Here is a 13,443-nt window from a genome sequence, read left to right on the forward strand (position 1 = left end):
ACCTCAAATCCCACAGAGTTCACGCAACAACCGAGTATCCAAATGCTGTTCCACCAGATCCGCCAGCCGCTCGATGTCCCGCTCGCGCAACCCGTGGTAATCCACCGCCTGCACATCCTGCAACCCGGCCCAGCGCAACAACGCGCTACTGGCCGCCGGTGATTCGAAGAGCCCATGCAGGTAGGTGCCGAACACCTGCCCGTCGAGACTCCTGGCACCGTCGCAACGGCCGTCCTCCAGATGCACCGCCGCGTTTTCCAGGGCTGGGCCGGTGGTCACGCCCGCGTGGATCTCATAGCCGCTGACCTCAGCCTCTTCCAAGGCCAATCGCCCGCGCACATTGCGCAATTGCTTCTCGTGCTCCAGGGTCGTTTCAAAATCCAACAAGCCCAGCCCGGCACTGGAACCGGCCGCGCCTTCGAGCCCCAACGGATCGTGGACCTGCTGGCCGAGCATCTGCAAACCGCCGCAGATGCCCAGCAACTTGCCGCCGTAGCGCAGGTGGCGATTGATCGCCGTTGCCCAACCGTTGGTGCGCAGGTAGGCCAGGTCGCTGCGCACGCTTTTCGATCCGGGCAGGATGATCAGGTCGGCCGGCGGGATGGGCTGGCCGGGGCCGATGAATTGCAAGTCGACCTGCGGGTGTAGGCGCAGTGGATCGAAATCGGTGTGATTGCTGATGCGCGGCAACACCGGCACCACCACCTTCAGCACTTGCTCGGCTTTTTCGGCCTGGCGCTGGTCGAGGCCGTCCTCGGCTTCCAGGTGCAGGTCCATCACGTATGGCAACACGCCGATCACCGGTTTGCCGGTGCGCGCTTCCAGCCAGTCCAGGCCCGGTTGCAGCAAGGCGATGTCGCCGCGAAAACGGTTGATGATGAAGCCCTTGACCCGCGCCTGTTCGCTGGGCGACAGCAGCTCCAGAGTACCGACCAGATGAGCGAACACCCCGCCACGATTGATATCGGCGATCAGCAGCACCGGGCAATCCACCGCCTCGGCAAAACCCATGTTGGCAATGTCGCCGGCACGCAGGTTGATCTCGGCCGGCGAGCCGGCGCCCTCCACCATCACCATCGGATAGGCCGCGCTCAAGCGCGCGTGGGAGGCCAGCACGGCTTGCATCGCGATGGCTTTGTAATCGTGATAGGCCACGGCATTCATGGTGGTCACGGCTCGGCCATGGATAATCACCTGGGCGCCAGTGTCGCTGTTGGGCTTGAGCAGCACCGGGTTCATGTCGGTGTGCGGTTCCAGTCCCGCCGCCTGGGCCTGCACCGCCTGGGCGCGGCCGATTTCGCCGCCGTCGGCCGTCACGGCGCTGTTGAGGGCCATGTTCTGCGGCTTGAACGGCACCACGCTTACACCCTGGCGTCGGACCCAGCGGCATAAAGCCGTGACCAAGGTACTTTTACCGGCATCGGACGTGGTGCCCTGCACCATCACTGTGGTCATCGGGTGTCCTTGGCGTAGGCCTCTAAGGCCTGTTCGAGGCACAGGAATTCGCTGTCATCGGCCGGCAGTCCGAAGCGCAGGCTGCTGGTGCTGGTAAACAAGCGCAGGAGAATGCCGCGATGGGCCATGAAATCATGAAGCCCCAGGGCGTGTTCGGTGACCAGCCATTGGAACAACCCGCAGCCGCCCTGCGGCTTGAAGCCGTGGCGTTCGAGCATCAGCGCCAGGCGTTGGCTGGTGGCTTCGCAGCGTTGGCGCTGGTATGCGTGGGCATCAGTGTCCAGCAGGCACGCCTGGCCCAGTACCCGGGTCGGCCCGCTGACGACCCACGGCCCGACCTGTTCGGCGAGCAACTTGAGCAAGCGGCGCTCGGCCAATACAAACCCCAGGCGAACCCCGGCCAGGCCAAAGAATTTGCCGAACGAGCGCAGCACGATCAACCCGACCAGATGGGTGTGCGCCGCCAGGCTCAGCGCCGGCGTGACGTCCATGAAGGCTTCATCCACCACCAGCCAGCCACCGCGCTGGGCCAGGCGCGCATGCCAGTCCAGCAAGCGCTCGGGCGTCAGGCTCAGGCCCGTGGGATTGTTCGGATTGACCACCACCAGCACGTCGAGGCTGTCGAGAAAGAAATCCACCTCCGACTCCAGCACTTCGCGCACGATGTAGCCGCTGCGGCGCCAGGCTTCGGCGTGCTCGGCATAACACGGCGACAAGACGCCGACCTTGCCGGCCCGACGCAGGCGCGGCAACAGCTGGATAGCCATCTGCGAACCGGCCACCGGTAGCACATTCAGCGCGCCGTAATAATCGCAGGCGGCCTGTTCCAAGCCGTCATCGGTTTCCGGCAGGCGCGCCCAGGCCCGCAGGGGAATCGCCGGGACCTCGAACGGCCAAGGCGCGAGGCCGCTGGACAAGTCGAGCCAATCCGCTTCGGCAATGCCGTATTGCCGGGCTGCGTTGCGCAAGCGACCACCGTGCTCAAGCATAAAACTCAGCTCCCAGGCAGAGAATCAGCAGCCATAACCATACGCCGCGCTGGACCAATTGCCAGCCGCGATCAATGGCGTCGGCACTCGCCGGCACGCCTTCGCCCAACACTGGACGTTGATGCAGTTCGCCGTGATAAACCGCCGCCCCGCCCAGCTCGACACCCAGCGCTCCGGCACCGGCGGCCATCACTGGTCCGGCGTTGGGGCTGTCCCAGGTCGGACCCTGGGTGCGCCAGCACTTGAGCGCCAGGCGGGTTTTACCGAGCAGCGCGTAGGTCAATGCCACCAGGCGCGCCGGAATGTAGTTGAGCACATCGTCGATTTTTGCCGCCGCCCAACCGAAGCGCTCGAAACGTTCGTTGCGATAGCCCCACATGGCGTCGAGGGTATTGCTCAGGCGGTACAACACCACCCCGGGCGCACCGGCCACGGCGAACCAGAACAACGCGGCGAACACCGCGTCGCTGCCATTTTCCAACACCGATTCGGTGGCGGCGCGGGCCACGGCGGTTTCATCCAGTTCAGCCGTTTCGCGGCTGACCAGATAGCCGACACGCTTGCGCGCCTCGTCCAGATCACCACTGCGCAACGCCCGCGCCACCGGCTCGACATGTTCACCGAGGCTGCGCAGGCCGAGGGCACAGTACAGAGCCAGGATCTCCACCAACCAGCCCACCATCGGCGCCCACGAAAGGGCCGTGGCGAGCAAGGTCAACGGCACCACGGCGATGATCCATGCCGTCACCCCATGGCTGCGCCAACCGCGTCCGCCGGAATTGAAGCGTTGTTCGATGCGATCGGCAAAATCGCCGAACGCCACCAGCGGATGCCAGCGCCGGGGCTCGCCCAGCAGCGCATCCAGCGCCACTGCGGCAGCACTGAGCAAGGCCACACTCATGGGCTCACTCCCCAATGGTTTTCATACAGCAGTTCATTGAGCGGACGCGGTTGCGCCCACCCTTCCAGGGCGAGCATCGGCGCCGGGTAAAAACCCTCGACCGGGCCCAGGCAGAGGATCGCCAGCGGCTTGGCCCCCGCGGGCAGGCCCAGCAGGTCGGCCAGGGCCAGGGGCTCGAACAACGACACCCAGCCCATCCCCAACCCTTCGGCACGGGAGGCCAGCCACAGGTTCTGGATTGCGCAGGACAGCGAGGCCAGGTCCATTTCCGGCAAGGTCCGCCGACCGAAGATGTGCCGCTCGCGATCCTCCATCAACGCCGCCACCAGCACTTCGGCGCAGTCGTCTATGCCTTCAACCTTGAGCTTCATGAATTCATCGCTGCGCTCGCCCAGGGCCTCGGCGGTGCGAATGCGCTCTTGCTCCACCAATTCGCGGATCTGCCCACGCAAAGCGCGGTCACTGATGCGGATGAATCGCCACGGTTGCATCAGGCCGACGCTGGGGGCCTGGTGCGCGGCTTCCAGCAGGCGGCGCAGCAAGGCCGGCTCGACCGTGCCATCGGTGAAGTGACGCATGTCGCGGCGCTCGGCGATGGCGCGGTAGATGGCGTCGCGTTCGGCCTGGGAGAAAGCGGTGTCGGTCATGGCCTCTTCGCGAGCAAGCTCGCTCCCACATTGGCTAGCGTTGCACTTGAGATCACCGGGTCCCCTGTGGGAGCGAGCGTGCTCGCGATAGCGGCCTCAAGGTCAGGCGCAAACAACGCGGCAATTGCTCCGGGATTGGACGGAAAATAGAAGTGCACATAGGACGCCGTCATCCGCCCCTGCCGGAACACCGCTTCCGCCCCACGCCCGCCGTTGGGGCTATGGCCACGGGCAATCGGTTCAAGTTCGGTGCTGGTCAGCGAATGATGATAGGTATGCCCACGCAAGGTGCCTTCCGGCAAGTCCACCGATTGCAGCGCCAGGGCCGCCAGGCGCTTTTGCATCTGCGCATCGCCGGCCAGCAAACCCAGCAGTTCGGCGCGCACGCCTTCGACATCGGTCAATGAGTCCAGCAGATACAACATGCCGCCGCATTCGGCGAGCAACGGTTTGTCGGCGGCCTGGTGAGCACGGATCGCGGCGAGCATCGGCGCGTTCCGAGCCAGTGCAACGTGGTGCAGCTCCGGATAACCGCCAGGCAAATAAAGGCTGTCCGCCTCGGGCAGTTCGCTGTCATGAATCGGCGAAAAGAAACACAACTGCGCGCCCATGGCCCGCAGCAGATCAAGGCTGGCGCCATAGGTGAAGGCAAACGCTTCGTCACGGGCCACAGCGATGCGCACCCCGGCGAGCCACGGCTCAACAGCGATCACCTCAGGCGCGGCGAATGCCACCGCTGGCGGCAACGCCACTTCGCAACTGCCGGCCAGGGCCTCGGCGGCAGCGTCGAGGCGCGCGTCCAAGTCGTTCAACTCGCTGGCCTGGACCAACCCGAGATGACGGCTGGGCAATTCGATGCCGGTTTCCCGGGACAGCGCGCCGTACCAGCGCAGGCCTTCGGTCAGGCTGCCTTCGAGCAATTGCGCGTGGCGCAAGGTGCCGACCCGGTTGGCCAAGACCCCGGCGAACGGCAGGTCGGGTTGATAACGGGCCAGGCCCAGGGCCAGGGCGCCGAAAGTCTGGGCCATGGCCGTGCCGTCGATCACCGCCAGCACCGGCACGCCAAAATGCCGTGCCAGGTCGGCGCTCGACGGGGTGCCGTCGAACAGCCCCATCACCCCTTCGATCAGGATCAGGTCCGCTTCAGCGGCGGCTTCCCACAACAGCCGGCGACTTTCCTGCTCACCGACCATCCACATGTCCAATTGATAGACCGGCGCGCCGCTGGCCCGCTCGAGGATCATCGGATCGAGAAAGTCCGGGCCGCATTTGAATACGCGCACCTTGCGTCCCTGGTTGCGATGCAACCGGGCCAGCGCCGCAGTGACGGTGGTCTTGCCCTGGCCCGAGGCCGGCGCGGCGATCAGCACCGCCGGACAATGGCGGCTGGTCATGGCGGGATCGCTCACAGTTCGACGCCTTTCTGCGCCTTGATACCCGCCTGGAACGCATGCTTGATCATGCCCATTTCAGTCACGGTGTCGGCCAGTTCGATCATCTCGGGCTTGGCACCGCGACCAGTCACGACCACGTGCTGCATCGGTGGACGTGCCTGCAGATCGCTCAGCACCTGATCGAGGTCGAGGTAACCGTGCTTGAGGGCAATGTTCAACTCGTCGAGCACCACCAGGCCGATGGACGGATCGCTGAGCAACTGGCGCGAGACCGCCCAGGCGGCTTCGGCGGCGGCGATGTCACGCTGGCGATCCTGGGTTTCCCAGGTGAAGCCTTCGCCCATGACGTGAAAGCGCACCTGCTCCGGGAAGCGGCGGAAGAACAGTTCTTCACCGGTGCTGTTACGCCCCTTGATGAACTGCACCACGCCGCATTGCATGCCGTGGCCCATGGACCGCGCAAGCATGCCGAACGCCGAGCTGCTCTTGCCCTTGCCGTTGCCCGTCAGCACCAGCAGCAAGCCGCATTCATTCGGCGAGTTGGCGATGCGCTCGTCGATCACGGCTTTCTTGCGCAGCATGCGCGCCAGGTGGCGTTCGTCGCGATCAGACGTGTCGGTGATGAGGGAGTCGGTCATGGGAAGCCTCCGTTTGGGATTGGATAACGGCGGGCGGGCACAAAAAAAGACGGCAACAAGCCTGGCATCGCCCACCGTGATGCCGTTGGATGAATCAGGCCGGTCTCCGGGCTCATGAGCGGCGTGGTGCCTGGCTGCGCGCCTTCCCATGTCATGCGACACAGTGGTGAGTGGCCTGTGTGGCCACAAAGCGCAGCGTTGACTCATTTACCGTTGCGGGGGCAGCGCCGGGTTCGTATGCACTCACCGGCTTCCCTGTTTCACTCTGTCGACCGCAGCCACAGAGCACCTGAAACAAGCGGCGAAGGTTAGAGGGTTGGGGGTGGAGCGTCAATTAAAGCCGCCTGTCGGGGCAATCATTGGCGCCGATCAATAAAATGACGCCAATCTTGTGTGATTCTGCGGCAAGTGATATCAAAGCGACATTACGACCCGATATCACAAGAACAAGAGGGCAAAGCATGCAAGGCATGATCATCAGCAATCCAAAATTGGAATTCCTGCGCCCGATGCTGGAACGCTGGTTTGACTGTATCGACCGCTACAATGCGGTGCGTGGCGATAACGACACGCCTTATTGGTTCGACGAAAAAGCCAACCTCGGCTTGCTGTCGGCTGCCGCCTGGATGGCCGAGATGGTCACGCTGCAGAACGCGCCGACCCGCAAGCAGAATGAAGAAGGCGAACGCAACGTCAGCGCCGACCTGTTGATCGCCAGCACCGAGGAGCGCGCCTTCATCCAGGCCACCCAGCGCTGGCCCAAGGTCAACAATCTGAATCTGACCCAGCCGCTACTGGAAGCCACCAGCGATGCCAAGCGCATCAGCTATGCCAGCGACCTGAAGCTGGGCTGCCTGTTCGTCTCGCCGCAAAAAGCCCAGCAAAGCGCCACGCCCGAAGAATTGCAGGACATGATCGACGACCTGCAGAAGGAAAACACCTGCGCCGTGGCCTGGTACTTCCCTTACGCCTACCGCAAGTTGCGCAACGAAGCCGGTCACTACCACCCGGGCATCGCCGTGCTGTTCAAACAGGCCCATGGTTGATTCTGCGCAAGGAACTGTGAGAGCCAAGCTTGGCTCTCACAGGAAGTTTGTTTGGCTAGCTGACAGGCCTACCCGCGGTTGAACCATCGCGCGTCTACGCTCCTCTATGAATAACTACATGCATTCATAGGGAAGCCAGCATGCTCAAGCCCGCCCATCTTTTGATCGTCACCCTTGCCGCAGGACTTGTCGCTTGTGGCGAGTCTTCCACCTTGCAAGTGTCCGACGGCACCGGCCCAGCGCCGAAACTGCCTGAACCGAACAAGACCCTGATCCCTACCGTCAACATCGCCGAGGCCATCGGCTGGCCGCAAGGCGCCAAGCCAACCCCGGCCCCGGGCCTGCAAGTGGGCGCGTTCGCTGAAGGACTGGACCATCCACGCTGGCTCTATGTGCTGCCCAATGGCGATGTGCTGGTGGCCGAAACCAACGCCCCGCCCAAGCCGGACGACGCCAAGGGCATCCGTGGCTGGGTGATGAAAAAAGTCATGGGCCGCGCCGGTGCCGGTGTGCCCAGCCCGAATCGCATCACCCTGTTGCGCGACGCCAATCACGACGGCATCGCCGAAACCCGTACGGTGTTCCTGGAAAACCTCAACTCGCCATTCGGCATGACCCTGGTCGGCAATGACCTGTACGTGGCCGATACCGATCGACTGATCCGCTTCCCCTACCAGGAGGGTGATACGCAAATCCAGGCGCAGCCGACCAAGGTCGTTGATCTGCCCGGGGGCACACTCAACCACCACTGGACCAAAAACGTGATTGCCAGCCGCGACGGCAGCAAGCTGTACGTCACCACCGGTTCGAACAGCAACGTCGCGGAAAACGGCATGGAGGCCGAAGAAGGTCGCGCCGCCATCTGGGAAGTGGACCGTGCCAGCGGCAATCACCGCATTTTCGCCTCAGGCCTGCGCAACCCCAACGGCTTGGCCTGGGAACCCCGCAGCGGCGCGCTCTGGACAGCGGTGAACGAGCGGGATGAGATCGGCAGCGACCTGGTGCCGGACTACATCACCTCGGTCAAGGACGGTGCCTTTTATGGCTGGCCCTACAGCTACTATGGGCAGAACGTCGATGTCCGGGTCGAACCACAAAACCCGGCCCTGGTGGCCAAGGCCATCGCCCCGGACTACGCCGTCGGCCCCCACACCGCCTCATTGGGCCTGACCTTCGCCGAGGGCAGCAGCTTGCCCGCACCGTTTACCGAAGGGGCTTTCATCGGCCAGCACGGCTCCTGGAACCGCAAGCCCCACAGTGGTTATAAAGTAATTTTCGTACCGTTCAACGGCGGCAAGCCGGTGGGGCAACCCGTGGATGTGCTGACCGGCTTCCTCAACGCCGACGAAAAAGCCCAGGGGCGGCCAGTGGGCGTAGTGATCGACAAGCAGGGTGGGTTGTTGGTGGCCGATGATGTGGGGAACAAGATCTGGCGTGTGTCAGGTAAATAAGGCCGACACACCTTTGTGGCGAGGGGATTTACTTCTGACCTGTGGGAGCAAGACTTGCCCGCGATGAAGGCGATGCGGTCTCTCAGAGATCGAGGCGCCTGTTTCGCGAGCAAGCTTTGCTCCCACAGATCAGGAAAACAACAACTCAGGGGTTACGCGCCAGATGCTCCGGCTGCAGCACACGCTTGGCGCCCAGGTAAGCCCTCTGCCAATAGGCCTTGGACAGGCTATCGAGCTTGACCGTGCCACCCGTGGCCGGCGCGTGGACGAAACGGCCCTCACCGACATAGATCCCGGCATGGCTGACCTGGGAGCCACCGTTGGTGGCGAAGAAAACCAGGTCACCGGTCTGCAACGCGTCCTTACCCACTTCTGGCGCCCGCATGCTGATCATTTCACGCGTGGAACGTGGCAGGGCAATACCGGCGGCGTCTCGGTACACATAACCAATCAAGCCACTGCAATCGAAGCCTGAATCCGGCGTGTTGCCGCCCCAACGATAAGGCGTACCCACCAAACCCAGCGCCCGGAAGAGCACATCTTCGGCGACCGGGGAAAAGGGTTGCGAGGGGGCAAAGACCACCGGAGCCCGCACTGGAACAGGTGGCGGAGTGCGGCTGGCGCACGCACTGAGCAGCGCGGCGAGGAACATGAGTGCGAGGCGGGCCGACGTCGACATATGCAGAACAATCCTGATCTGGATGCGGCTTTTCTGCCGTGGGCATGAAAACAAATCCGCCTGCGGAGTACGCAGGCGGATTGCCATCAAACAATGATCAGGATTCTAGCGGCTATACGGCAAACTTCAAGTAAGACTTTAAGTTTGCCTTACAAACTGTGTGCTTACTTGCGAGCGGTGACCACAGTCGGTGCCATGGCGAGGGCGCGCTTGGCTTCGATGAAGGTCTTGCTCCAGTAGCTGTCGCCCAGGCTGTCGATCCGCACGCCACCGCTGCGGCGGCTGCTGGAATGGATGAACTGGTTGTCGCCCAGGTAGATACCGGCGTGGCTGACGCGACCGCGACGACCGTTGGTGCTGAAGAACAGCAGGTCACCGGGCTCCAACTGGTTACGTGCGACCAGAGGGGCGTTCACGTTGATCATTTCGCGAGTGGAGCGCGGCAGGTTCATGCCGGCCTCTTCGCGGAACAGATAACCAATGAAACCGCTGCAATCGAAGCCGGCCTCAGAGGTACCGCCAAAACGGTAGCGGGTACCGATCAACGACATGCCGCGTTCCAGGATGCTGTCAGCCAGCACTGGAAGCTGGTAAGGCTTGCTGCCGGCGAAGGCAGCGAGTTCTTTGTCGGAGGCCATTTCTTCCTGGAACGCAACGGAGGAAGACTGGGCGGTAACGGTATTCTTGACCTGAGGCTGTTGCTCTTGCTGGGTCACTGGAGAGTGGGCAGCGCAACCAAACAACAGGGTAACGAGTGCGAGAGGCACGAGGGGTGCGAAGCGATTTAGCATGGGCACGACCGTGGCTGAAGTAGTAAAGATGGCGAGACTATGCCTTCTATCAACCTCATTTGCAAATTCAATCGATGCAAATGTGACTTCTCGGTTTTACGTTTACATCTAAGCGCTTAAGCCCATTTTGAACGTCACGTGGCCTGCCGCCCAGCAGGACCGCGGGTTTCGCCGCGCCCAGAGCAGGCCAAGAGCCACTACCCGCAACGGTTCTACCAACCCAAAGTTTCTTTCAAAAAAGGAATAGTCAGCTTGCGCTGGGCCTGGAGTGAGGCCTGGTCAAGGCGTTCGAGCAGTTCAAACAACGCGCTCATGCTGCGGGTACCACGGGTGAGGATGAAATGCCCGACTTCGTCGGTCAGGTGCAGGCCACGCCGAGAAGCGCGCAACTGCAAGGCACGGAGTTTGTCTTCGTCGGACAGCGGGCGCATCTGAAAAATCAGCGCCAGGGTGAGACGGGACTTGAGGTCCGCCAGCTTCACCGGCAACTCCCGTGGCGACGTCGAGGCGGCGATCAGCAAGCGCCGACCACTGTCGCGCAACCGATTGAACAGGTGAAACAGCGCTTCTTCCCAGTCAGCCTTGCCGGCCACGGCCTGGAGATCGTCCAGGCAGACCAGTTCGTACTGTTCGAGGTTATCGAGGATTTCAACACCACGATCGAGCAACTCGGCCAACGGCAGGTACACCGCCGGTTCGCCCAATTGCTCGAACCGCAGGCATGCGGCCTGCAACAGATGCGTGCGCCCTACCCCGTCCTTGCCCCACAGATAGATCAGGCTTTCGGTCCAGCCGGCGTCGGCTTCGCAAAGCCGCTCGACATAGCCGAGTGCAGCGGCATTGGCGCCTGGGTAGTAGTTGATAAAGGTGGCGTCATCACGCAGACGCACACCTAGGGGCAGCTGAATCGGTTTCATGCGGACTGAACAGTTCCCAAGGAACCGTTAGTGGCCTCTGTGTGAAGTGCGCAAAGTTTATACCCGTGGCGCGGACCGCACAATGCGCCGGACCACGAGCAAAATCAAAGGTTTGCAGCGGCAAGGGCACGGAGCGTCAGTTTCCCTGACACCCCGCCTGTTATTTGCCCTATAGGTCGGGGTCTTCGACGCCGCTGTAGATGTCCGAATCCTTGTACAGATCGTGCATATGCCGCACCAGCACCATGATCACCGCCGCCACCGGCAGCGCCAGCAGGATCCCGGTGAAGCCGAACAATTCGCCCCCTGCCAGGATCGCAAAGATCACCGCCACCGGATGCAGGCCAATGCGGTCGCCCACCAGCAGCGGCGTCAGCACCATGCCTTCCAGGGCCTGGCCGACCATGAACACCGCGACGATGCCCACCATCGGATACAGGTCGCCGCCGAACTGGAACAACCCGGCGACCAATGCCGCGCCAATCCCAATCACAAAGCCCATGTATGGCACGATGGCCGCCAGCCCGGCGATCAAGCCGATCAACAGCCCCAGCTCCAGCCCGACCAACATCAGCCCTGCCGCATAGATGAAACCCAGGGCCACCATCACCAGCAGTTGCCCGCGCACGAACGCCCCCAGCACTTCATGGCATTCGCCGGTCAGGGTCATGATGCGTTCTTCGCGATGACGCGGCAGCAGGCTGCGGATCTTGGCCATCATCAGGTCCCAGTCCCGCAGCAGATAGAAGGCCACCACCGGAATCAGCACCAGGTTTGCCAACCAACCGATCAACGCCAGGCCCGAGGCCGTGGCCTGGCTCAACACCACGCCAACGATGTCAGTGGTCTGGCCCATGTGCTCGCTGATGGCCGCCTTGACCTTGTCGAACTTCCAGAAACCGTCCGCCAACCCCAGCTTCGACTGCACCCACGGCACCGCGCTGTGCTGCAACCAATCGAGCATCTGCGGCGCCAATTCGTACAGGCGCACCAGTTGCTTGGCGAGCATCGGGATCAGCACCAACAGCAGCGCGCTCACAATCAGCGTGACCAGCGCAAACACCGCCACCACGCCCCAGGTTCGCGACAGGCCGAGTTTTTCCAGGCGATCCACCACCGGATCGAACAGGTAGGCCAGCAGCAAGGCAACCAGGAACGGCGTAAGGATCGGATGCAGCAAATAGATAAGCGCAATCAGCAGGGCAACCCCGCCCAACCAGAACCAACGCCGCGTATCGCCCATGAACCACTCCTAGCTATATAAAGAAAGAAAACCTACCAACGGAACCGCAGATTGGCTGCCGGCGCCGGCACAGGTGCTGCAACCGGGGCCGAACCATCGGCGGCGGGCGGCGCCACAGGCTCCGGCGCGACGGCCTCACCGGGCGGAATTTCCTGCAGTTTCGCCAGGGCCAGTTGCGCCTTCAACTGCTCGGCGCTGCCGTTGACTCGATAGACGATCCGATCACCCTCAACCCGCTGCAACTGCCCACCAAACGGTTCGAGCAGACGCCCAAGCGCCGCATACCGCTCCAGGTTCATGCCCTGCACCTCCAGCAACTGTTCAGTGGCCACGCCCGGCTTGGCGACGAAGCGCGGCGCCAGGCGCTGGTTCACCGCCAACATCACCGCGTCAGCCAGTGCGGCCGGATCGGCACCCTGGGCAGTGCCCTGCTCGCGTTGATCGCCCAGCCACAGGCGCCAGGTGCCGTGCCACTGCCCGCCCTCTTCCTTGGCGTGGACTGCCAGCAAGGCGTCTGTCGCGTAGCGCTCCGAGGCATCGCGCAAAGGCGCCGGGTCGCTGCCTTCCAGGTTCGGTGCGGTGGCAACGATCTGCTCGCTCAAGTCCGCCAGCGGCAGGTGCAGGGCCAGGCCCCGATGCTGCGCGGCACGCCGCAGTGGCGTGGCGCTGGCCTGGCCATCGCCCACCAGGCTGGAGCCTTCGGCCGAGTCGTTCAGCCACCAGCCGAGGATCGATGGCCGGTTCGCGCTCCACAGCGACAAGCCTGCCGAACGCAATGCCCGGTCGGTGCTCGCCGGGTCGAAGTCCACCTTGAGGCTTTCCGGTGGACCGGCGTCGTAGCCATATTGAAGAATGATCTGTTGCGGGTCCTGGCGGATCGCTGCCAGACCAGGATTCTGGGCCGCCTTGGCGTCGCCGGTCAGGCGCAGCACCAGCGTATCCAGGGCACGCAGCGTCGCCTGGTTGCGCTCCTCCGGGGTCTGGCTGGCGACCGGTTCGAGCACTTGGTAGAGGCCATTGACGGTTTCGGCATGACTCGCCAGGCTGATCAGCGAAAAGCAGCCCACAGACAAGAATTTGAACAAACGCATGGAAGATTCCCGGACATAACGGCTGGAACAGGCCGTGTGAAGAAGATTGAGCATGGCTGTGACCACAGCACCCGGCAAAACATTCACACGCCCGGTGGAAGTTTCGCACTGTCATCACCATAACCGGTTACCGCTACACCTTATACAGACGCGCTACGCAGTACCAATATAAGAAATATCGGTTTTTTTCCGTGGATATGT

The 13,443-nt window shown here is 62.9% G+C and carries 13 protein-coding genes and 1 riboswitch; of the genes, 2 read left to right on the top strand and 11 right to left on the bottom strand.

The features are described from left to right. Positions 1 to 3: 3 nt before the first annotated feature. From HU749_RS22420 to cobO, 6 genes are read right to left on the bottom strand one after another with little or no spacing between them, the layout of a single operon-like run. The gene (locus tag HU749_RS22420) at positions 4 to 1,455 is read right to left on the bottom strand and encodes a cobyric acid synthase (RefSeq protein WP_079305486.1); all 1,452 of its coding nucleotides are present in this window, start codon (positions 1,453 to 1,455) and stop codon (positions 4 to 6) included. Further along, positions 1,452 to 2,444: a threonine-phosphate decarboxylase CobD gene (cobD, locus tag HU749_RS22425; protein ID WP_079305484.1), complete on the bottom strand. Its 993-nt coding sequence runs from the start codon at positions 2,442 to 2,444 to the stop codon at positions 1,452 to 1,454. The genes HU749_RS22420 and cobD overlap by 4 nt, the downstream gene beginning before the upstream one ends. Beyond that, entirely contained in the window at positions 2,437 to 3,345 is a 909-nt protein-coding gene (gene cbiB / locus HU749_RS22430) for an adenosylcobinamide-phosphate synthase CbiB (RefSeq protein ID WP_079305482.1), read from the bottom strand. Before cbiB ends, cobD begins: the two co-directional genes overlap by 8 nt. After that, complete coding sequence (bluB, locus tag HU749_RS22435) at positions 3,342 to 3,992, bottom strand: 5,6-dimethylbenzimidazole synthase (protein WP_079305480.1); 651 nt, start codon at positions 3,990 to 3,992, stop codon at positions 3,342 to 3,344. The genes cbiB and bluB overlap by 4 nt, the downstream gene beginning before the upstream one ends. Next, entirely contained in the window at positions 3,989 to 5,386 is a 1,398-nt protein-coding gene (locus HU749_RS22440; RefSeq protein ID WP_079305524.1) for a cobyrinic acid a,c-diamide synthase CobB, read from the bottom strand. The genes bluB and HU749_RS22440 overlap by 4 nt, the downstream gene beginning before the upstream one ends. Before the next feature lie 11 nt (positions 5,387 to 5,397). Continuing rightward, the gene (gene cobO / locus HU749_RS22445; protein WP_189664816.1) at positions 5,398 to 6,024 is read right to left on the bottom strand and encodes a cob(I)yrinic acid a,c-diamide adenosyltransferase; all 627 of its coding nucleotides are present in this window, start codon (positions 6,022 to 6,024) and stop codon (positions 5,398 to 5,400) included. Positions 6,025 to 6,104: 80 nt separating this feature from the next. Beyond that, a riboswitch (cobalamin riboswitch) is annotated at positions 6,105 to 6,332 on the bottom strand. 153 nt (positions 6,333 to 6,485) lie between these two features. Here cobO and HU749_RS22450 point away from each other — a divergent pair. Together HU749_RS22450 and HU749_RS22455 are read left to right on the top strand one after the other, a co-directional pair. Then, on the top strand, positions 6,486 to 7,070 hold the full coding sequence (locus HU749_RS22450; RefSeq protein WP_014339742.1) for a hypothetical protein: 585 nt from the start codon (positions 6,486 to 6,488) through the stop codon (positions 7,068 to 7,070). Between the two features lie 140 nt (positions 7,071 to 7,210). Beyond that, entirely contained in the window at positions 7,211 to 8,521 is a 1,311-nt protein-coding gene (locus HU749_RS22455) for a PQQ-dependent sugar dehydrogenase (protein ID WP_079305478.1), read from the top strand. A gap of 145 nt (positions 8,522 to 8,666) precedes the next feature. Here HU749_RS22455 and HU749_RS22460 read toward each other — a convergent pair whose 3' ends face one another. The 5 genes from HU749_RS22460 to HU749_RS22480 all read right to left on the bottom strand — a co-directional run bounded on the left by HU749_RS22460 (position 8,667) and on the right by HU749_RS22480 (position 13,242). After that, positions 8,667 to 9,200, bottom strand: coding sequence for a C40 family peptidase (locus tag HU749_RS22460; RefSeq protein ID WP_014339744.1), 534 nt, complete (start codon positions 9,198 to 9,200; stop codon positions 8,667 to 8,669). 164 nt (positions 9,201 to 9,364) lie between these two features. After that, positions 9,365 to 9,991 (bottom strand): C40 family peptidase, encoded by a 627-nt coding sequence (locus tag HU749_RS22465; RefSeq protein WP_046062515.1) that lies wholly within the window; start codon positions 9,989 to 9,991, stop codon positions 9,365 to 9,367. Between the two features lie 212 nt (positions 9,992 to 10,203). Beyond that, positions 10,204 to 10,908 (bottom strand): DnaA regulatory inactivator Hda, encoded by a 705-nt coding sequence (hda, locus tag HU749_RS22470; RefSeq protein ID WP_003178999.1) that lies wholly within the window; start codon positions 10,906 to 10,908, stop codon positions 10,204 to 10,206. Positions 10,909 to 11,077: 169 nt separating this feature from the next. After that, the gene (locus tag HU749_RS22475) at positions 11,078 to 12,151 is read right to left on the bottom strand and encodes an AI-2E family transporter (protein WP_079305476.1); all 1,074 of its coding nucleotides are present in this window, start codon (positions 12,149 to 12,151) and stop codon (positions 11,078 to 11,080) included. Between the two features lie 32 nt (positions 12,152 to 12,183). Beyond that, entirely contained in the window at positions 12,184 to 13,242 is a 1,059-nt protein-coding gene (locus HU749_RS22480) for a DUF2066 domain-containing protein (protein ID WP_079305474.1), read from the bottom strand. Between the last annotated feature and the right edge of the window lie 201 nt (positions 13,243 to 13,443).

This window comes from Pseudomonas ogarae (genome assembly GCF_014268695.2).
In the GTDB taxonomy this organism is placed as follows: Bacteria; Pseudomonadota; Gammaproteobacteria; order Pseudomonadales; family Pseudomonadaceae; genus Aquipseudomonas; species Aquipseudomonas kilonensis.